Below are 19,886 nucleotides of genomic sequence, written 5' to 3' on the forward strand. Positions count from 1 at the left end.
GCACGCCGGGGGTGACCCTCACCCGCGGACCGTCACGGCAGCACGTCCATCCGCAGCATCATCCCGAGCGCCGAGTGCTCCAGGAAGTGGCAGTGGGCCAGGTACTCGCCGGTGAACGGGGTGTCGAACGTGACCTGCAGCCGCACGGAGCCGCGTGGTCCCACATAGACGGTGTCCTTCAGGCCGGCGTCCTCGGGCAGCGGCGGGCCGCCGTCCCGGCCGATGACCTGGAACTGCATCAGGTGCATGTGGAACGGGTGGTCGAACGGGAACGCCGGATCCAGGTCCTCGTTGACCACGTTCCAGATCTCCGTGCTGCCGCGCCGCACCGAGACGTCCGCCCGGGCCGGGTCGTACGGCCGCCCGTTCATCAGTGCGATCGGCGGGCGGAGCGACATGTCCATACTCATCGTCACGGTGCGCTCGACCGTCGGCGTGCCGAGCGGCGGTAGCGGCCGCAGCATGGGCGGCACCCGGCTCGGGTCGGCCACCCGGCCCGGCGCCACGTCGAACCGGATGATCGGGTTGTCCCCGTCGTAGAGGTAGACCGGGCCCCGGCCCGCCCACCGGGCGAAGTCGATCACCACCTCGACCCGCTCACCGGAGGAGATCGACACCTCGGTGAGCGGGACCGGCGCCGGGAGCAGCCCGCCGTCGGTACCGATCTTGCTCATCTCCGCACCGCCCAGGCTCAGCCGGAAGACGTGCTTCAGCGCGGCGTTGAGCAGCCGGAACCGATACATGCGCGGCGCCACCGGGAAGTACGGTTGGGCCTTCCCGTTCGCCATGACGACGGTCCGGTTGTCCGGGTGCCCGCCGAAGACGAACGCACCGGTCGCGTCCAGCTCCGCGTTGCGCAGCATGATCGGAACGTCGAAGTCTCCGCTCGGCAGGCCGAGGCGCCGCTCGGCGGGATCCTCGATCAGGTAGAAGCCGTGCAGGCCACGATAGACGTGGTCGGCCTCCAGCGCGTGCGTGTGATCGTGGTACCAGAGCGTCGCGGCGCGCTGCGTGTTCGGGTACTCGTACACCTTGGCGGCGCCCGGAGCGAGCTGGTCCATCGGGTGGCCGTCGCTGTCCGGGGCGACGTGGCCGCCATGCAGGTGCACGTTGGTCGGTGTGGTCAACCGGTTGGTGATGGCGACCGTCGCCGGCCGGCCCGCCCGGGCCCGGATGGTCGGCCCGGTGAAGTGCCCGGCGTACGTGTACGCCGGGGTCCGCAGGCCCGGCACGATCTCCACGTCGGCCGGCCGCACCTCGATCGTGTACGCGTCCACGCCCGCCACGGTGGACGTGGGTGCGAGCACCGGCGGCACCGGCATGCACTGCGTGAACGGGATGACCACCGGTCCACTCGTGGCGGCGCGAGGCGCGAACTCCCCGGCGGCACCCAGGTGAGCGGCATGGCCGGTCGCGGCCGGAGCGGCGGCGTTCGCGGCCGGAGCGTTCGCCTTCGACAGCGAGGCGGCCACCGCGCCGGTCGCCGCCGCGGTGCCGAGCGCCAGCAGCTGACGTCGGTTGAACATGACAGGGCTTCCCTTCCGGTCGGGCCGCCGGCGTCGGCGCTGCGGGACACGGACGACGTCCGGTTGCCACCGATCGGGCGGCGGGTTCGGTCACCGGAGCCGGCCAGGACCGCTCACGCTCGGTCACGAGCCGCTCCCGAGAGTGACGAGGGCAATGCTAGGCGGCGGCCGCATCCACTTCCATCGCTCCGGCGAACCCTTAGGGATGTCGCTAGTGTCCTGACAGGACCGCGCTCCTCCGGTGCCGGGCGGCGGCTGCACCGCCGATTGCTACGCTGGTACACGGAGAGTGGAGACACGGTGAGTTATCGGTTCGAGACGGCACGGGACGACTACAGCGACCTGGCCAGCGGCGCGGTCCTGCGCTCCGCCCCCGGCTTCCCCGCCTTCCCGGTCCGGCTCGCCTCCGAGGTGTTCCAGTCCGCCCTGGACCTGCGCGGCGGCACCGGCCCGGCCGTCCTGTGGGACCCCTGCTGCGGCAGCGGCTACCTGCTGACCGTGCTCGGGCTCCTGCACCGCCGGCGGATCACCGCACTGCTCGCCTCCGACATCGACGACGACGCGCTGACCCTGGCGTCCGCCAACCTGGGGCTGCTGGCGGACGGCGGCCTGGCCGCCCGCGGCGCGGAGCTGGCCGACCGGGCGCGACGCTTCGACAAGCCCGGGTACGCGGACGCCGCGACCGCGGCCGAGCGGCTGAACCGGCGGCTGGCGGCGGACGGCGGTCCGGTGCTGCACGCGGTCCGGCGAGCCGACGTCTTCGACCCGGCCGCACTCGCCCGGGCGGCCGAGGGCCTCGCGCCCGACCTCGTGGTGACCGACGTGCCGTACGGCGAGCAGACCGAATGGACCGGCGACCATGCCGGCCAGGGCCTGCCCGGCATGCTGACCGCGCTCGCCACGGTGCTCCGGCCGGCCGCGGTGATCGCGGTGATCGTGCGGGGACGCCGGGTCCCGCCGATCGACCGCGTGCGCCCCCGGCGGAAATCGCGGGTGGGCACCCGGGCGGTGGCCCTGTTCACGGCGGGCGACCTCGACGGCCACCCGGCGGGCCTGCCGTAAAACGGCACGGATTGCCCGGCCGGCACGCATAGCCGCCGCCACTAGTGAGCTCCCTATATCGCATTCACAAAGGGTGATACCCGCATCGTCTTCCAGTAACGTGGGCCACGGCAACAGGACATACGCCCTTTTCCCCGGGCGGTCCGGCAGTTTGCCATCCTTCGATGCGCTATCTCGAGGGGTGGTCTCAGGGCTGGGAGATTATCCTGACTAGGCGAGCGCTGATCACAGGGATTACCGGCCAGGACGGCACCTATCTTGCGCGACACCTCCTGGCCGCCGGATACGACGTCTTCGGAATGGTGCGCGGGCAGACCGCGCCGACCGCACGGGGATCCCGGCAGCCACATCCGGACGTGCGACTGATAAGCGGCGACCTGATGGACCAGTCGAGCCTGGTCTTCGCGGTCGCGCAGGCGCAGCCGGACGAGATCTACAACCTCGGCGCGCTGTCCTACGTCCCGGTGTCGTGGCGGCAGTCCACCACCACCGCGGAGATCACCGGGATGGGTGTCCTCCGCATGCTGGAAGCCGTCCGGATCGTCGCGGGAATCACCGGTTCGCGCACGCCCGGCGCCAATCAGCCGCGGTTCTATCAGGCATCGTCGTCGGAAATGTTCGGCAAGGTACGGGAGACCCCGCAGAACGAGCTGACGCCTTTTCATCCGCGCAGTCCGTACGGCGCCGCCAAAGTATTCGGCCACTATACGGTGCAGAATTACCGCGAGTCGTACGGCATGTACACGGTCTCCGGCATGCTGTTCAACCACGAATCGCCGATCCGCGGCCCGGAGTTCGTGACCCGGAAGGTCTCGCTCGGCGCGGCGGCGGTGAAACTGGGGCTGCGGAAGACGTTACGGCTGGGCAATCTGGAGGCCGACCGGGATTGGGGTTTCGCCGGTGACTACGTCCGCGGTATGACGCTGATGCTCGCCCAGGACGAGCCGGACGACTACGTCGTCGGTACCGGGATCGCACACAGCGTGCGCGAACTGGCCGAGCTGGCCTTCGCGCACGTCGGCCTGGACTGGCGCGACCACGTCGTGATCGACGACGCGCTCCTGCGGCCCGCCGAGGTCGACCTGCTGTGCGCCGATCCGACGAAGGCCCGGCAGAAGCTCGGCTGGAAACCGGCGGTCTCCTTCGAGGAGATGATCGCGATGATGGTCGACAGCGATCTGGAACTGCTGTCGGACCCACGCCGACGCGGTGACGGTCTCATCCGCGAGCTGGCCGATCTGTGGTGAGGGAGCTGCCCGCACCGGCGGCGGCCCGGGTGCGGCGGCGCGACGGCCGGCTCGACGCCCACGGCCCACTCGACGTTCACGGCTCGTTCGCTGCCCGCGGCCGGCTTGATGTTCGCGGCTCGCTCGCCGGGACGCACGGCCCGTGGTGAGCGCCATGCCGACGGTCGAACCGATCCGGTTCGGCGTCCTCGGGTGTGCCAGCATCGCCCGGCGGCGCACGGTGCCGGCCATCCTGCGCGAGCCCCGGACCGAACTGGTCGCCGTGGCCGCGCGCGACCCGGCCCGGGCACGGACGTTCGCCGCCGAGTTCGGGTGTGACACCACCCCCGACTATCTCGCGCTGCTCGCCCGGCCGGACATCGACGCGGTGTACATCCCGCTGCCGACCGGACTGCACCACGAGTGGGTCGGGCGCGCGCTGGAGGCCGGCAAGCACGTCCTGGTCGAGAAGCCGCTGACCACCCGGTACGCCCACACCGTCGCGGTACTGGAGAGCGCCGCCGCCCGCGGTCTCACGCTGATGGAGAACCTCACCTTCCTCCGGCACGGCCTGCACCGCGCCGTCCGCGAGCTGGTGGACGGCGGGGAGATCGGCGAGCTGCGGTCGGTCAGCGGCGCGTTCAGTTTCCCTCCGCTCGATCCGGCCGACATCCGGTACCGCCCGGAGCTCGGTGGCGGCGCGCTCCTCGACATCGGCGTCTACCCGTTGAGCGCCGCCCACCTCTTCCTCGGCCCCGACCTGGAAGTGGTCGGCGCGACGCTGAAACACGACCCCGCCCGCGGCGTCGACATCTCCGGCAGCGCGCTGCTCTGCACGCCCGACGGCCGTACCGCCCAGCTGACCTTCGGTTTCGAACACGCGTACCGGTGCGACTACGTCCTCTGGGGCAGCAAGGGCCGCCTCGTCGTCGACCGCGCCTACACCCCGCCCCCGACCCGCCACCCCACCATCCGCCTCGACAGCGAACACCGGTCCCGCACCCTCACCGTGCCCCCCGAGGACCAGTTCGCCAACACCCTCCACGCGTTCGCCGACGCCATCACCACCCACGGCAACTCCACCTCCGACGCACCCCACATCAGGTCCCGCGCCCACCTCCTCTCCCAGATCCTGCACGCCGCCCACACCACGCACTAGTGTCCTGCGCGGGAAGATGGGGCCTGAGAGGGTGGTTCGAGATCGTTTGGGTTGATCTATGCTTTGAGTCCGTTTGGAGATCGTTCTACGGGTTCATGATAGATAGTGATCACTCGATGGCGTGAAGGGTGAATCTTGGTCGCGTCCCGTGGCCGGGGTGGGGTGTTGGCCCGGTCATGGGTGATCGGAAGCCGTATCCGAGTGACGTCAGCGATGCGCAGTGGGCGTTGATCGGCCCGTTTCTGGACGTGTGGCGGGCGGGGCGGGTGTCGGTCGCGGGCCGGACCGGTGAGCAGGATCTGCGGGAGGTCGTGAACGCGATCCTGTATCAGAACCGGACCGGCTGCCAGTGGGCGTATCTGCCGCATGACCTGCCACAGAAGCCGGTGGTCTACTACTACTTCGCGTTGTGGCGTGATGACGGCACCGACGCGGTCATCCATGATCTGCTGCGCTGCCAGGCCCGGCAGAAGGCCGGCCGGGCCGAGGACCCGACCATGGTGGTGCTGGACACCCAGTCGGTGCGGGCCGCGAACCACGTCCCGGCTGCCACGACCGGCAAAGACGCGGGGAAGAAGGTTCCGGGCCGTAAGCGGGGCCTGGCCGTGGATGCTCTCGGGCTGATCATCGCCGTGGTCGTGACCGCCGCGTCGGTGACCGACAACGTCATCGGGATTCGGCTGCTGGACAAGGTCGCCGCGCACGCCCCGACCGTCACCCTCGCCATGGTCGACGCCGGGTTCAAACAGGACGTCGCCGTCCACGGCGCCGTGACAGGTATCGACGTCGAGGTCGTCAAACGCTCCGACACGATGCCGGGGTTCGTGCCGGTGAAGAAGCGGTGGATCGTCGAGCAGGTCTACGGCACCCTGATGCTGCACCGCCGCCTGGCGCGTGAGTACGAGAGCCGCCCGGAATCGAGCGTGTCCCGCACGCTCTGGGCATCGATAGCGAACATGGCCCGCCGCCTGACCGGGACCAGCACCCCGACCTGGCGAGACCGGTAACGGGCCCGCTGATGCACCTGGACACGATCCTCGACCTGATCACCGCGCAGGAGACCACCGCGACGCAGACCGCGCAGCGGCTGCGCGAGCAGATCAGCGCGCTCACCACCGAACTGGACCGCACCGACCGTGAACTGGCCGACCTCGCCACCACCCGGACCACCCTGAAAACAATCGCCGCGGCCCAGTTCACCGCCGAGGAACCGATCGTGATCAGCTCCGCCTACCAGCAGATCCTCACCATCCTCGGCACCGCACCCGACGGCATCCGCGCCAAGGGCATCTGCCTCGCCCTCGACATCGAACCCACACCGGCACACGTCGAAGGCACCCGCGCGAAGCTCAAACGCCTGGTCCACCACAAACTCGTGACCGAGACCGAACCCGGACTGTTCACCCTCACCCAGAAACGGACGTAATCTCCCTTACCGCCCTCTGAGCTCTGTAGTCGCTGAGGGCACGGCGGCTGTGACAGCAGGAGCGACCTTTGCTGAAACTGGAGCGGCGGTGGGGGTCTCCCGGCAGCGTGCGCACGGGTGCCACCCGGAAACGTTGCGGATGTGGGTGAAGCAGGCCGAAATCAATGCCACGCGAAATGTGGTCGCGCTGTGCGACCCGCCCGACGGCAAGCCCGGACGTACGTCCAAATCGCTGACTTTCGAGGCGGCGCAAGCGGTACTGAATGCGGCTCAGGGAACACGGCTTCATGCCTATGTGGTCCTGTCGCTGCTGATCGGCGCTCGCACCGAGGAACTGCGGGCGCTCATGTGGTCGCTGGTCGACCTCACCGGCAAGCCGAACGCCACGCCACCGATCCCGGCCGTCATCCAGGTATGGCGCTCCGTCCGGGAAGGTGGCGACGCCAAGACGAAGAAGTCCCGGGCGCACCCTCGCGCTACCTCAGCGCTGCATCGTCGCGCTGACCACTCACCGCCTGCTTCAGAACGTCGACCGGCAAACAGCCGGCCACCGCTGGCAGGACAACGATCCAGTCTTCGCCTCCGCACTCGGTACCGCGCTGGACGCGGCTAACGTGCGTCGAGGCTTACGGCGGATCACCGTTGCCGCTGGGCTGAACCCGCCCGACTGGACTCCCCGCGAACCGCGGCACAGCTTCGTGTCGCTGCTCTCCGACCACGGATTGAGCCTCGAACAGATTGCCGACCTCGTCGGCCACGCCGGAACGACCGTCACCGGGACCGTCTACCGCCACCAGCTCCGGCCGGTCCTGCTCGATGGCGCTACGGCCATGGACCGGATTTTCGGCACCGTGCCGGTGACCCAGGAGAGTTAGTCACCCACTTGGTCACCAGATAGCAAAAGGCCCCATCTCCGTCTATCGAAGATGGGGCCTGAGCTTGTGGGCGATACTGGGTTTGAACCAGTGACCTCTTCCGTGTCAAGGAAGCGCGCTCCCACTGCGCCAATCGCCCTGGGCAAAACAACTGCCGAGGTGGAGACGGGATTTGAACCCGTGTACACGGCTTTGCAGGCCGTTGCCTCGCCTCTCGGCCACTCCACCGAGGTGACCCCCGCGTGCTGTGGTGGTCTTCTCCGAGCGGACGACGGGATTCGAACCCGCGACCCTCACCTTGGCAAGGTGATGCGCTACCAGCTGCGCTACGTCCGCGTGCTATTCAGTTTTACCTGCCGTGTCCTGCTGTCTTGCCTGTCGTTCAGGTCCCGTTTCCGTTCCCCGCTGACGAAGAGAACTTTAGCGGACCCCACGGCCACCTCCAAATCAGGGTCCCCCCGCGCGTCGCGTGGGGGGACCTTCGGGGCGTGGAAGCTAGCCGCCGAGCAGGGTCAACGCCTCGGCGGCGCCGCGGTGGAGGGGGACCGGGTCGGTCTTGCGGGCGGTGTCGACGGCCAGTTCGGCGGCGGCGGGAGAGACCTGGGTGATCTGGTCCTTGCGGTCGAAGAGGGCCTTGGTGAGGGCGCAGGCGACGTTCGCGTCGAGGTCGTTCTTCACGAGCAGGACGTTCGGGACCACGATGGTCGGGGTGTCGGCGGGCAGTTTGTAGGTCGCGGCGGGGATGCCGCCCTGCTCGTAGACCGGGTTGACCTGCTTCATCGCGGGCAGCAGCGGCGTGATGTCGACGAAGCGCACGGACGACGCGGACGTGGTGAACAGGTCGGTCAGGTTGGGGGTGGGGAGGCCGCCGGACCAGAAGAACGCGTCGATGCTGCCGTCCTTGATGCCGTCGACGGTCTTGGTGAGGTCGAGGCGCTGGGCCTGGATGTCCGTGGCGGGGTCGAGGCCGGCCGCGGTGAGCAGGCGGTTCGCGATGACCTCGGTGCCGGAGCGCGGGGAGCCGGTGGAGACGCGCTTGCCGCGCATGGAGGCCACGTCGGTGATGCCGGCGGACGTGCGGGCGATCACCTGGGTGTAGTTCGTGTGGATTCGCGCGAGTGCCGCGACGGGCTGGGGAGCGTCGAACGCGCCGGTGCCGTTGACCGCGTCGGCGGCGGTGTCGGCCAGGGAGAACGCCACTCCGTACGTACCCGCGACGAGTTGCTGGATGTTCTGCACTGAGGCGCCGGTCTCGGCGGCGGTCGCCTTGACGGTGCCGCCGGTGGCGGTCGCGACCTGCTCGGCGAACGCGTTGCCCATCGTGTAGTAGACGCCGCCGACGTTGCCGGTGGCGATGCCGATCCGGGTCTCGCCCGCGACCTGGCACGTCACCTCGCCGCCGGTGTCCGTGGCGGACCGGTCCTGCCGCCCTCCGCATCCGCTGGCCACCAGCACAAGAGCCAGACCACAACCCACAACAGCCCCGACGGTACGCATCAGGCCTCTCCTCCCCGTTCGGACGGCACGACAGAAGACACACCAGGAAAAACGGCGGTGATCACCACGGCGGACACGACCAGCAGCGCGCCGGCCGCGATGCCGATCGGATTCAGGTAGAGCAGCAGCAGCCCGCCCAGCGCGGCGCACACGCGCGCGGGCACGCCGGCCGGGCCGATGCCGAGCACCCAGCCGCCGGTCGCCACGGCCAGCGCGGCCACGCCGGCCAGCGCGGCGGCCGTGGCCCAGAGCACGCTCAGCAGGGGACCGCGGCCGAGCAGGTACGACCCGGCCGGCGTCAGCACGAACGCGATCGGTGCCAGGAACGCGGGCAGCGCGTACCGCAGGGCCTGCCACATGGTGGGCACGATCCGCCCGCCGGTGATCGAGGCCGCGCCGACCGCGGCCAGCGCGGTCGGCGGCGTCACCTCGGAGAGCACCGAGTAGTAGAAGACGAACATGGCGACGGCCGGCGCGGGCACGCCGAGTTGCAGCAGCGCGGGGCCGACGATGACCCAGCCGATGATGAACGACGCGGTGACCGGCACGGCCAGGCCGAGCAGGCTGAGCGCGACCGCGGCGGCGAGCACGGTCAGCGCCAGCACCACGGTCGGGTGGTCCGCGATCGCCTGCGCGTTGCCGATCAGCCAGGCGGCCAGCTTCGTACCCAGGCCGGTCTTGGTGGTGGTGGCGGTGATGACGCCGGCGGCGGCGCAGACCGCGGCGACCGGCAGCACTCCGCGTGTCCCGGCGGCGAGCGCGGCCGCGGTCGAGCGCGGCGTCGGCCGGGTGCGCGGGTCGAGGAAGGCCAGCGCGAACGCGGCGAGCGTGGCGAAGACGACCGCGCGGGTGGCGGTCACACCGGCGGCGAGCAGCACCACGATCAGGATCAGCGACGAGAAGTGGTAGCCGAAGCGGGCCAGCAGCCGCCACGGCGAGTCCGCGGCGACCTCGACCGGCCGGGTGCCGAGCTTGCGCGCGTCGATCTCGACCGCGAGCAGGATGCCGAGGTAGTAGAGGACCGTCGGGATCATCGCCCAGCCGAGCACGGTCAGGTAGGAGACCTGGGTGTACTCCGCGACGATGAACGCGGCCGCGCCGAGCGTGGGCGGGGACAGGATCGCGCCGACGCCGGCCGCCGCGAGCATGCCGCCGGCGCGTTCCGCGGGATATCCGGCGCGGCGCAATATCGGCCAGGTGACCGCGCCGACGCTGACCGCGGTCGCGGTGCCGGAGCCGGAGACCGTGCCGAGCAGGAACCCGGCGGTGACCGCGGTGCGGCCGGCCGCGCTGCGCGAGCGGCGGAACGCGGCGACGGACAGGTCGACGAAGAACCGGCCGGCGCCGGAGAGGTCGAGGACCGCGCCGTAGAGCGTGAACAGCACGATGTAGGTGGCGGCGACGTCGAGCGGCGTGCCGTAGAACCCGCTGCCGGAGTTGTAGAGCGCGTCCACGATCTGTGCGAAGTCCAGCCCGAGGTGCGCGACGGACCAGTGCTGCGGCAGCAGGCCGCCGTAGTATCCGTACGCCAGGAAGAGCAGGCAGACCACGGGCAGTGCCCAGCCGGTGGTACGCCGGGCGGCCTCCAGCACGAGCAGCAGCAGGGCCGCGCCGAGCAGCACGTCGACCGGGTCGAGCAGGCCCTGGCGGTCGAGGAAGCCGTCGTAACCGCCGCGGAACGGCAGCACCGGGTAGAGGCAGACCACGGCCGCGAGCACGGCGAGAACCCAGTCGGCGATCGCGGGCCGGTCGCCGCCGCCGAGCACGGCGAGGCGCGCGCCGGAGCGGTAGGCGACGAAGACCAGCGGCAGCACGCCGGCCAGGAAGAAGATCAGGTAGAACTGGCTGCCCTGGGCTATCGGCCGGAACACCTGCCAGAGCGCGAGCAGCGAGATCGCGAGCGCGACGCCGCCGACCACGTGCGCGGGCACGCCGCCGAGTTCGCGGGATGGGCGTTCCTCGTCGTCGTACGCGGGTTCCGGGACGGGGTCGCGCACGGCGGCGGGACGCGTGGCCGGGCCTCCACCGTCCAACATGATCGGACTTTACCGCGCCATTTCCCGTTTGTAACGGTCGATCGGAGAACCCATTTCTCTACCGTGGTAATCCCATGGTGGGAATTTGCGAGTCGAGGGCGCCCGAAAGCGACATGCCGCCTATATGAGTGACGTAACGGGGGCATCCGTGAACTGGTATTCATCGGCTACGGTGTGTTTCGTGACCAGACGCCTAGCCGAGGTACGGCTCGACGCATTACTGCGTACGGCCTGCGACGTCATCGCCGAACGCGGCCTCGCGAACACGCGGACCGCCGATGTCGCACGCGCGGCCGGTGTCAGTCAGGCACTGGTCTTCTACCATTTCGCGACCAAGGAACGACTGCTCGCCCAGGCATTCGCCTATGCCGCCGAGCAGGACCTGCAGAAACTCGATGCGATCCTGCAATCCCAGACGCCGCCGCTGGACCGTCTGCGCAAGCTGGTGCGCCTTTACGCACCGGGCACGCGCGCGAAGGCGTGGACGATGTGGATCGACGGCTGGTCCGAGTCGCCACGCACGCCGGAGCTGGAGAAGGTCTCCCGCCGCCGCGTGCTCCGCTGGCGCGAGGCGGTCCGCGAGGTCATCGCGGAGGGCGTTCGCGACGGCTCGTTCACCTGCGAGGACGCGCAGGGCGCCGCGTGGCGCATCACGTCGCTGATCGACGGCCTCGCGGTGCAGTCCTCCGCCCACCCCCGCATAGTCCCGAAGGCCGCGATCGGCGGCTGGGTCAACGAGGCGGTCGCCCGCGAACTCACCATCAAGCCGGAACAGCTGGCCTGACATTCTCCGCGTCCGGCATCAGACGGGCAGGTAACCGGCGGCCGGGTTAGCGATGCGCGCTGAGCTGGGATAACGATGTACCGGTGAAGATCACCCGTACCCGTGTCGCGGCTTTCGGTGTGGTCGTCGTGCTGGCCGTGTTCGCGGCGGTGGCGGCGATCCGGTGGCCGGAGGAGCAGCCGGTGGCCGAGGTGGTGCGGGAGCCGGCGGTGCTCGCGGCGCCGGCGGACGGTGCGTTCCGGCATCCCGGCGTGCTGGTCGGGGCGGACGATCTGGGGCTCGTCAAGGAGCGGGTGGCCGAGGGGGCGGAGCCGTGGGCGTCGGCGTTCGCGCAGATGAAGGGAACGCGGTACGGGGACGCGGACTGGCAGCCGGATCCGCGCGCGGTCGTCGAGTGCGGGCCGTACTCGAACCCGGACCTCGGGTGCGTGGACGAGGCGGAGGACGGCGTCGCGGCGTACACGCAGGCCCTGCTCTGGAATTTGACCGGGGAAGAGAAGCACGCGCTGGCCGCGATCCGGATCATCGACGCCTGGGCGGGCGTGCTGGAACGGCATACGAACGTGAACGGCCCGCTCCAGGCCGCGTGGTCGGCGGTGCCGATGGTGCGCGCGGCCGAGCTGATCCGGTACAGCTACGGCGGCTGGGACCCGGCGCCGGCCGAGGCGATGTTCCGCGACGTGTACCTGCCCGAGGTGATCGACGGCGCGACCTGGACGAACGGCAACTGGGAACTGATCATGATGGAGGCCGCGACCGGGATCGCGGTGTTCCTGGACGACCGGGCGACGTGGGACCGCGCGGTGGAGCGCTTCCGCGGACGAATAAAAGCCTACATATACCTAGAATCCGACGGTACGCTGCCGGTCGCGCCGCCCGGGGAGACGAACGTGCCGGAGGAGCGGCTGATCTCCTACTGGCACGGCCAGCGGGATCTGCGGGACGGCGTCACGCAGGAGACCTGCCGCGACTTCGGGCACGCCGGCTGGGGCCTGTCCGCGGCGTCGCACGTGGCCGAGACCGCGCGGCTGCAGGGCCTGGACCTGTGGTCGGAGATCGCACCGCGGATGACGGCCGCGCTCAACCTGCACATGCCCTACGCGCTGGGCGAGAAGGCGCCGTCCTGGCTCTGCGACGGCGAGCCGGACACGGAGTCCTACGCACCGCTGCCCGAGGCGGCCCGCCACCACCTGGTGGACCGCCTCGGCCTGGCCCTGCCGTCCACCACGGCATACGTCCAGCGATATCGCCCGGCCGAGGCCGCCTACTTCTTCGCCTGGGAGACCGTCACCCACGGCGGTTGAACGCGACCCTCACGATGACGTCATGACCGACGTGACGGTGGTGGGTGGCGGGATCATCGGGCTGACCGCGGCGCGGTGGCTGCACGAGGCCGGCGCCCGGGTGACCGTGATCGCGGCGGACCCGCCGGAGAACACGGTGTCCGCGGTGGCGGCCGCGGTCTGGTACCCGACGCACCAGGATCCGGACCCGCGCGTGCTGGCCTGGTCCGCGCTCGCCTACCACGAGTTCACCCGCCAGGCCCACGACGGCGTGCCGGGCGTGCTGCTCCGCCGCACCCGGATGCGTGTCGACGACGAAACCCTCCCCTGGTGGGCGCCCGCGGCCGGCGACATCCGGTGGAAGGACGGCGAGCTGCACTTCACCGCCCCGCTGGTCGAGATGGCCGCCTACCTGCCGTGGCTGGCCCGCGACCTGACCGTGGTCCGGCGGCGGGTGTCCACGCTGGACGACCTGCCCGGCATCGTGGTCAACGCGACCGGCCTGGCCGCCCGCGAGCTGGCCGGCGACCACGCGGTGGAGCCGGCCCGCGGCCACGTCGTGCTGGTCGAGAACCCCGGCCTGGACGTCTCGATCCGGGACGAGTCCCGCTCGCTCTACATCCACCCGCGCAGCCGGGACGTGGTGCTCGGCGGCACGTTCGAGCAGGGCCGCGGCGACCTGAGCCCGGATCCGTCGGCGGCCGAGGCGATCCGGGCGCGCTGCGTCGAGGTGGAGCCGGCCCTCGGGCACGCGCGCGTGCTGGGCGAGAGGATCGGCCTGCGCCCCACCCGGCGCGGCGGTCCTCGCCTGGAACGCGTGGGCGACGTGATCCACTGCTACGGCCACGGCGGCGCCGGGATGACGATGTCCTGGGGCTGCGCACGGGAGGTCACCGAGGCGGCTCTCAGAGTATTCTGACGCTTTCCTCAGCCAGGATGCCCAGGCAAGGTGGTCGATGCAGGTGGCGGGTCCGACGATCAGCATCCGGGACGTGGCGATCCATGCGGGCGTGTCCGTGGGCACGGTCTCCAATGTGCTCAACCGTCCGGACATCGTCGCCCCGAGCACCCGCACCCGCGTGCTGGACGCGATCACCTCGCTCGGCTTCGTGCCGAACGAGTCGGCCCGGCAGCTGCGCCGCGGCCGGGGCCGGTCACTGGGCCTGGTGGTGCTGGACGTGGCGAACCCGTTCTTCACGGACGTGGCGAAGGGCGTGGAGGAGGCGACCGGCCCGGCCGGCCTCCCGGTGATCTTCTGCAACTCGGACGGCGACGCGGCCAAGGAGTCGGCCTACCTCGACCTGCTGGAGGAGCAGCGGGTGCAGGGCGTACTGATCACGCCGGTCGACGACGCGAACGCGCGGCTGCTGCGGCTGCGCGAGCGCGGCGTGCTGGTGGTGCTGCTGGACCGGGTGTCGCCGCGCACGGAGATCTGCTCCGTCTCGGTCAACGACGTGCACGGCGGCGAGCAGGCGCTTCGGCACCTGGTCGAGATGGGGCACGAGCGGGTCGCGTTCGTCGGCGGGCCGTGGAGCCTGCCGCAGGTGCGGGACCGGTTCCGGGGCGGCGTGCGGGCGCTGGCCGCGGCCGGGCTGCCGGCGGACGCGCTGCGCCGGTGCGAGACGCCGAGCCCGACCGTGGCGGCGGGCCGGGACGCGGCAGCGCGCATCCTGGGCACGTCGAAGGGGGCCCGGGCGACCGCGGTCTTCTGCGCGAACGATCTGCTGGCGCTGGGCGTCTTGCAGGGCCTGACGAGGCAGCGCATTCGCGTACCGGAAGAAATCGCGCTTGTCGGATATGACGATATTGACTTCGCGGCCGCGGCGGCCGTGCCGATCACGTCGGTCCGCCAGCCGCGCCAGCGCCTCGGCCGGACCGCCGCCGAGCTGCTGCTCGACGAGGCCACCGACCCCGAGACGCACGTCCACCGGCAGGTCGTCTTCGAGCCGGAGCTGGTCGTGCGCGAGTCGAGCCAGTTCACCCGCGGTGCCGGGACACCGTAATTTAACGATCAACGAGTAAGCTGTTCTCAGCCCGCAGACCCGCCGGCATGCCCATAAGGCCCCGGTCGGCCGGCACCGCCGTGACATCGGCTCCGCTGCGTGTGAGCTGAACGCCATCGGCGGCACGCCGCCGCGCAAACACGGTTGAGGGCGCCCGCCTGGTGGGGACGGGCGCCGACAGTTCGGAGATCACGCTGACTACCGACGTCTCGGCCCACGGCGTGCCCCTGGTGGGGCGTGCGGCGCTGCTCGGTGCGATCGAGAACCGGCTGCGGTCCGGCGGTGGCGTGGTGCTGACCGGGCCGAGCGGCATCGGCAAGACCGCGATCCTCGACGCGGTGGCCCAGCGCGGCGACCGCGTGCTCCGGCTGGCCGCCACCGCGGCCGAACGCTTCCTGCCGTTCGCGGGGATGGCCGAGTTGCTCGCCCAGATCCCGGAGGACGTCGTCGAGCGGCTCCCCGGGCCGCAGCGGGCCGCGTTCGACACCATGCTGGTGCGCCGCGGCGACTCCCGCGGCCGGGGCGGGCGCGCCGAGCTGGCCCGCCGCCTGGCCTGGCAGAGCTGCCTGGAGGCGCTCAGCGAGGCGCAGCCGGTCCTGCTGATCATCGACGACGCGCAGTGGCTCGACGGCGCGTCCGCGGACGTGATCGGTTACGCCAGCCGGCGGCTCGCCGACCGGCCGATCCGCGCCGTGATCGCGCAGCGCTCGCCGGAGAGCCCGGCCGTCCGGACCCGGGTGACGCACCTGAGCCCGCCGCCGGTGCAGGAGCTGACCGTGCCACCGCTGGCCGAGGAGGACGTGACCGCGCTGCTCGACGCGCACGGCCTGAACTACTGGGCCGCGGCCCGGCTGCACGCGGACAGCGGCGGCAACCCCTACCTCGCGCTGGCGCTGGCCGGCGCGTTCGCGTTCGACGACCCGCCGGCCGGCAACGCCCGGCCGTGGCGTCCCTGGCGGCTGCCGGAGCAGGTGCGCGCCGCGCTGGTCGACCGGCTCGACGCGTTGCCCGCCGCGGTCCGGGAGACTCTGTTCACCGCCGCGCTCACCACCCGGCCGACCGCGGCCCAGCTGCGGATGGCCGGCCGGCCGGACGCGGACCGGGAGCTGCGCGCCGCCGAGGCCGCCGGGCTGATCTCCGTCGATCACGGCGTCGTGCACTTCACCCCGCCCGCGGTCGCGACCGTGCTGGCCGAGGAGGCACCGGCCGACCGCCGGTCCGCGACCCACCGGCAGCTGGCCGCGACCGCGTCCGACCCGGTCGAGCGCATCCGGCACCGCGCGCTGGCCAACGACCACCCGGACGCGGAGATCGCCCGATCGCTGGTGTCCGCGGCCGAGACCGCGCTGCAGCGTGGCGCGTCCGGCCTGGTCGCCGACCTCTACCTGCTGGCCGCGGACCGGACCGGCGGCGATCTGCTCCCGGAGCGGATGGAGTGGCTGGTCGCCGCCGCCGAGGCGGCCGCGTCCGCGGGCCGCCGCGAGTTGTGCGTGCGCGCGGCCGAGTCGGTCTTCACCGCGGACGCGTCGCCGGCCCAGCGGGTCCGGGCCCGGATCGCGGTGCTGGACGCGTCCGGCCAGTCGATCGGCGTGATGGAGGAGGTGCTCTCCGCCGCGCTGGCCGACGCCGGCGAGGACCCCGCGCTGCTCGCCCCGCTGCGGCTGCGACTGGCCTGGCAGCGGCACCACCAGGGCAAGACCGAGCTGGCCGAGCGCGAGGCGAAGGCGGCGGTCCGGCTGGCCCGGATGGTCGGCGACACCTGGGTGGAGAGCATGGCCGGCGCGATCGTCGCCCAGGTGACGCGCGCCTCCGGCCGCCCCGAGTACCTGCAGGTGCTGGCCGAGGCGCTGGACGTGCCGACCGAGCCGGGCCGCGGCATGCTGCACCTCACGCCGCGCTTCCTGGCCGTCCGGTTCGCGCTCTTCGACGACCGGCTCACCGAGGCTCGCGCCGAGCTGCTGCGCATGCTGCCGGAGGCGGAGCGCAGCGGGCTGGAGGAGCTGCTCGACATCCTGCGCAACCTGGCCGAGGTGGCCGGCCGGGACGGCCACACCCGGGAGGCACTCGACTACGCGGCCCGCGCCGCACGGCTCTTCCAGGAGAACGACCTGCCGCTCGGCCCCAGCTGGTACACGCTGGCGATGGCGGAGCTGGCCGGCGGCAGCCCGGCCCGCGCGCTGTCCTACGCGGAGCGCGGCATGCTCTCCTCCGAGGCGGACGCCGACATGATCTACCTGACCCGCAACCTGCACGTGCTCGGCCAGGCCCAGCTGGCCACCGGCGACAACGACGCCGCGCTGGCCACGCTGCGCCGGCTGCAGCGCCTGGAGGCGGACCGCGGCTACACCGACCCGTCCACGCTGCGCTGGCACGGCGACCTGATCACCGCGCTGGTCAACGCGGGTGAGGCGGCCGCCGCGGCCGAGGTGGTGACGGAGGCGCGGGAGGCGGCGCAGCGACTCAAACGCTCCCGCGGCGTGCTCGCCGAACTCGACCGCGCGGAGGCGCTGATCCTGGTCCACCAGGGCGAGGCCGCGGCCGGCGCGGCGCTGGCGGCCGGCGCGGCGAAGACGTTCGCGGACCTGGGCCAGCCGATCGCGCAGGGAAACGCGCTGCTCACTCTGGGCCGCGCCGAACGCCGCCGCCGGCGGTACGCGGCCGCACGCGCCGCGATCGAGTCCGCACGCGACATCTTCAGCCGCGCACACGCCACACCCTGGACGCAGCGGGCACAGCGCGCGCTGGCCACGCTCACCGTGGGGGCGCAGCGGCGCGCGCCGGAGGAGGAGACGACCGGCGGCGAGGGCCTGACCTCGACGGAGGCGCGGATCGCCGCGCTGGTCCGGCAGGGCGCGAGCAACCGGGAGATCGCCGCCCAGCTCTACCTGAGCGTGAAGACGGTCGAGGCGACGCTCACCCGGATCTACCGCAAGATCGGCGTCCGTTCCCGCACCCAGCTGGCCTCCCGGCTCGGTCCCGGGGAAGGCTGACAAGGGTTTCCCCCGTTTCGCCGCCGGGTTTCCGGTACGTAACGTGATCCTCAGCAAGTCACGAGGTGCCGCCCCGCGGACCCCGGAACCGCCCGCCGACCAGCGGCCGGATCCGCCCGCGTGTCCGACCAACACCCCGAGTACGGACCGGGAGGATTACCCCGCGAGGGGACCTGGCCCCAGATCCTCGGCACCCCCATATTCCGCACCGCCCGGCTCCGACCGCACCCCCCGCGGGCAGCCGGGCGTGTGCTCTTTCCGGCCCCGCTTCCGCTCCACCGGCGCCGAAGAGCAAGACCTTCAAACCTTTCTTCCCGCTTCCGGCGTGGCCGAGTCCCCTGTGCTCCCGCGGGCACCGGTCGTCGCTGGCGCTCCTCCCTGCACGTCAGGTGGGTGGCCGCTTCACCCACTCGCCGGCGGTCAACGCCAGCATCGGCACCACAAGCCCGAGGCCTCACCGGGACCGCGACCCCCGGTCGGGCTGACTCCGTGTCCGCAGGACACACGACGACGTCCTCGCCGCGTGCCCGAGCATCGGTCAACCGTGACACCAGCTCGGCGGTCTCTCGCGACAGTGTCACGCTCACTTCACTGCCGGGCTCCGAGAGAGGGTGCCGAGCCTCCGCATCGCACATCAGCAGTCCAGTCATACCGACCTTCATCTGCTCCGACCTGCAGCAAGCGTAGGACCTGGATGCGACCGAAGTCGGCTTCCTTGACACGGCAGAGGTCACTGGTTCAATCCCAGTGTCGCCCACCAAGAAGTAACAGCTCGGAGGCCAGATCCGGAAGGGTCGGAGCTGGCCTCGAACATTTGACCATGGAGGTGACGTCGTATTCCTCGACACCCGACTCAAGAGCTCGGATTCCGATCGTTGTAGGCGGCGAGCTTCTGCGCGAGATACAGCTGAGCGGCGGGTTTCGTCAATCGTCCGCCGGGAAGGGTTATGTTGAGTTCGTCGGCCAGGCGACGTAGTCGCGGCAGGTCGAGACGCCCGTCCCGCTCCAGCGCCAGCAGAATGTCGTCCGCCGTGTGGAGAGATCTGACCTGCGTGGCGATCTCCCTGATGTTCAGCGGCGTAATGATCCTGGACCCTCGGGGCAGGAGCCGAACCTTGAGGCTTCCGTCGTTGAGTTGCGCAATCTCCTCGGGGGTCGCCGCCTTCAGCTTTTTCAGTGCGTCATCCAGGCCGGGTAGCGGATCGACGACCTGCTGTCCAGGAGCGAGCACGACCACCTTCGCGGTGCCGGAGACGAGATTCGTGAGCTGATCCTGTACGAGGGACTTGACCAGGTTATTCATCTGGTTGAATACTGCGGCCAGCGCGGCCACCGCATCGGTCATCGCTGCTTCCTCTCGCTATGCCCAGCTTCGAGCAGAAGCCGGCGGTAGTCCTCGCCGAACCGTTTGGTACGAGCGACAGTGCCGAACGTCGACTCCGTCTCGCCCTTGGCTCTGATCAGAGGCGGCAGCAGCGAACGAACCAATTCCTCCGAGGCCACCGGATCCCACATGACGTCCAGGATCGTGTTGCAGGCATCGTTCAAAGGGCGACCGCCACTCGGCATTCTCGGCCCGATCAGAGTGAGCCGCACCCCCGCGAGCAGGTGAAAGCGCGCCGAGTTGTAGAGCCGGGGGATCCGCTTGTCGGTGAACATTCGATCAATGCAGAATAGAGCGGCTGCGCTGGTGTAGTACGGAAACGGGCCGTCGGACTCCCGGAATATACGGTCCCGGTGTTCGTTGAGAATTTGCTTGTAATGTCCAAACCAGGCCGCGTTATCGAAAATCATCGCCGCATAGGCACGAGTCAACTGCATGAAGGTGATGATTCTCGGTTTCGCGACGGCCGACGTGTCATACTGCCCGGACCGTCGCTCATAGTAGAGCTGCCTGCCCTCCGGCTGGCTTTCGAAGCACTCTTCCACCTCGCGATGAATCTTCTGCCGAGAGGCAAGGTTGTTCTCGGTCACCGCGGTCTGCCGGTTGGTGGCCTTCACTATCGATGCAATGACGGC

At 70.8% G+C, this 19,886-nt stretch carries 15 protein-coding genes, 3 tRNA genes and 1 pseudogene; 11 read left to right on the top strand and 8 right to left on the bottom strand.

Features of this window, described 5'->3' with window-relative positions; genetic code table 11:
* Window positions 1–32: 32 nt before the first annotated feature.
* Entirely contained in the window at window positions 33–1,526 is a 1,494-nt protein-coding gene (locus tag J2S43_RS26645) for a multicopper oxidase family protein (protein WP_306833758.1), read from the bottom strand.
* 300 nt (window positions 1,527–1,826) lie between these two features.
* Between J2S43_RS26645 and J2S43_RS26650 the strand changes: the two genes are divergently transcribed.
* From J2S43_RS26650 to J2S43_RS26675, 6 genes and pseudogenes are all read left to right on the top strand, one after another.
* On the top strand, window positions 1,827–2,588 hold the full coding sequence (locus tag J2S43_RS26650) for an rRNA methyltransferase (protein WP_306833760.1): 762 nt from the start codon (window positions 1,827–1,829) through the stop codon (window positions 2,586–2,588).
* 164 nt (window positions 2,589–2,752) lie between these two features.
* A complete protein-coding gene (locus J2S43_RS26655; protein WP_306833762.1) occupies window positions 2,753–3,835 on the top strand; it encodes a GDP-mannose 4,6-dehydratase in 1,083 nt (360 codons plus the stop codon).
* A 154-nt stretch (window positions 3,836–3,989) separates the two neighbouring features.
* The gene (locus tag J2S43_RS26660) at window positions 3,990–4,973 is read left to right on the top strand and encodes a Gfo/Idh/MocA family protein (protein ID WP_306833764.1); all 984 of its coding nucleotides are present in this window, start codon (window positions 3,990–3,992) and stop codon (window positions 4,971–4,973) included.
* Between the two features lie 176 nt (window positions 4,974–5,149).
* Entirely contained in the window at window positions 5,150–5,980 is an 831-nt protein-coding gene (locus tag J2S43_RS26665) for an IS5 family transposase (RefSeq protein WP_306827174.1), read from the top strand.
* An 11-nt stretch (window positions 5,981–5,991) separates the two neighbouring features.
* Window positions 5,992–6,399: a hypothetical protein gene (locus tag J2S43_RS26670; RefSeq protein ID WP_306828526.1), complete on the top strand. Its 408-nt coding sequence runs from the start codon at window positions 5,992–5,994 to the stop codon at window positions 6,397–6,399.
* Between the two features lie 172 nt (window positions 6,400–6,571).
* Window positions 6,572–7,274: pseudogene (locus tag J2S43_RS26675) on the top strand (site-specific integrase); the annotation flags it as partial.
* Window positions 7,275–7,341: 67 nt separating this feature from the next.
* On the opposite strand, the gene J2S43_RS26680 reads toward J2S43_RS26675, so the two are convergent.
* The 5 genes from J2S43_RS26680 to J2S43_RS26700 form a co-directional block, all read right to left on the bottom strand.
* Window positions 7,342–7,413 (bottom strand) — tRNA-Val (locus J2S43_RS26680).
* 18 nt (window positions 7,414–7,431) lie between these two features.
* Window positions 7,432–7,502, bottom strand: a tRNA-Cys gene (locus J2S43_RS26685).
* A gap of 35 nt (window positions 7,503–7,537) precedes the next feature.
* Window positions 7,538–7,610 (bottom strand) — tRNA-Gly (locus tag J2S43_RS26690).
* Window positions 7,611–7,769: 159 nt separating this feature from the next.
* Window positions 7,770–8,771, bottom strand: a complete 1,002-nt coding sequence (locus J2S43_RS26695) for a TAXI family TRAP transporter solute-binding subunit (protein WP_306833766.1) — start codon at window positions 8,769–8,771, stop codon at window positions 7,770–7,772.
* A complete protein-coding gene (locus tag J2S43_RS26700; protein ID WP_306833768.1) occupies window positions 8,771–10,807 on the bottom strand; it encodes a TRAP transporter permease in 2,037 nt (678 codons plus the stop codon). Before J2S43_RS26700 ends, J2S43_RS26695 begins: the two co-directional genes overlap by 1 nt.
* A 181-nt stretch (window positions 10,808–10,988) precedes the next feature.
* Between J2S43_RS26700 and J2S43_RS26705 the strand changes: the two genes are divergently transcribed.
* From J2S43_RS26705 to J2S43_RS26725, 5 genes are all read left to right on the top strand, one after another.
* On the top strand, window positions 10,989–11,591 hold the full coding sequence (locus tag J2S43_RS26705) for a TetR/AcrR family transcriptional regulator (RefSeq protein ID WP_306833770.1): 603 nt from the start codon (window positions 10,989–10,991) through the stop codon (window positions 11,589–11,591).
* Between the two features lie 83 nt (window positions 11,592–11,674).
* A complete protein-coding gene (locus tag J2S43_RS26710) occupies window positions 11,675–12,895 on the top strand; it encodes an alginate lyase family protein (protein WP_306833772.1) in 1,221 nt (406 codons plus the stop codon).
* Between the two features lie 22 nt (window positions 12,896–12,917).
* Window positions 12,918–13,793, top strand: coding sequence for an FAD-dependent oxidoreductase (locus J2S43_RS26715; protein ID WP_306833774.1), 876 nt, complete (start codon window positions 12,918–12,920; stop codon window positions 13,791–13,793).
* A gap of 37 nt (window positions 13,794–13,830) precedes the next feature.
* The gene (locus J2S43_RS26720; RefSeq protein WP_306833775.1) at window positions 13,831–14,877 is read left to right on the top strand and encodes a LacI family DNA-binding transcriptional regulator; all 1,047 of its coding nucleotides are present in this window, start codon (window positions 13,831–13,833) and stop codon (window positions 14,875–14,877) included.
* 161 nt (window positions 14,878–15,038) lie between these two features.
* Window positions 15,039–17,867, top strand: a complete 2,829-nt coding sequence (locus J2S43_RS26725) for a helix-turn-helix transcriptional regulator (RefSeq protein WP_306833777.1) — start codon at window positions 15,039–15,041, stop codon at window positions 17,865–17,867.
* 853 nt (window positions 17,868–18,720) lie between these two features.
* Here the strand turns inward: J2S43_RS26725 and J2S43_RS26730 are convergent.
* Together J2S43_RS26730 and J2S43_RS26735 are read right to left on the bottom strand one after the other, a co-directional pair.
* Complete coding sequence (locus J2S43_RS26730; protein ID WP_306833779.1) at window positions 18,721–19,212, bottom strand: hypothetical protein; 492 nt, start codon at window positions 19,210–19,212, stop codon at window positions 18,721–18,723.
* The gene (locus J2S43_RS26735) at window positions 19,209–19,880 is read right to left on the bottom strand and encodes an AIPR family protein (RefSeq protein WP_306839457.1); all 672 of its coding nucleotides are present in this window, start codon (window positions 19,878–19,880) and stop codon (window positions 19,209–19,211) included. Before J2S43_RS26735 ends, J2S43_RS26730 begins: the two co-directional genes overlap by 4 nt.
* Between the last annotated feature and the right edge of the window lie 6 nt (window positions 19,881–19,886).

Origin of the sequence: Catenuloplanes nepalensis (assembly GCF_030811575.1) — a bacterium.
Lineage (GTDB): Bacteria > Actinomycetota > Actinomycetes > Mycobacteriales > Micromonosporaceae > Catenuloplanes > Catenuloplanes nepalensis.

What these genes read in the sequence shown, in the direction of transcription:
- J2S43_RS26700 (WP_306833768.1), bottom strand. Translation starts at nt 10,807, where the DNA reads ATGTTGGACGGTGGAGGCCCGGCCACGCGTCCCGCCGCCGTGCGCGAC.
- J2S43_RS26715 (WP_306833774.1), top strand. Translation starts at nt 12,918, where the DNA reads ATGACCGACGTGACGGTGGTGGGTGGCGGGATCATCGGGCTGACCGCG.
- J2S43_RS26645 (WP_306833758.1), bottom strand. Translation starts at nt 1,526, where the DNA reads ATGTTCAACCGACGTCAGCTGCTGGCGCTCGGCACCGCGGCGGCGACC.
- J2S43_RS26670 (WP_306828526.1), top strand. Translation starts at nt 5,992, where the DNA reads ATGCACCTGGACACGATCCTCGACCTGATCACCGCGCAGGAGACCACC.
- J2S43_RS26655 (WP_306833762.1), top strand. Translation starts at nt 2,753, where the DNA reads ATGCGCTATCTCGAGGGGTGGTCTCAGGGCTGGGAGATTATCCTGACT.
- J2S43_RS26720 (WP_306833775.1), top strand. Translation starts at nt 13,831, where the DNA reads ATGCAGGTGGCGGGTCCGACGATCAGCATCCGGGACGTGGCGATCCAT.
- J2S43_RS26730 (WP_306833779.1), bottom strand. Translation starts at nt 19,212, where the DNA reads ATGACCGATGCGGTGGCCGCGCTGGCCGCAGTATTCAACCAGATGAAT.
- J2S43_RS26660 (WP_306833764.1), top strand. Translation starts at nt 3,990, where the DNA reads ATGCCGACGGTCGAACCGATCCGGTTCGGCGTCCTCGGGTGTGCCAGC.
- J2S43_RS26695 (WP_306833766.1), bottom strand. Translation starts at nt 8,771, where the DNA reads ATGCGTACCGTCGGGGCTGTTGTGGGTTGTGGTCTGGCTCTTGTGCTG.
- J2S43_RS26665 (WP_306827174.1), top strand. Translation starts at nt 5,150, where the DNA reads ATGGGTGATCGGAAGCCGTATCCGAGTGACGTCAGCGATGCGCAGTGG.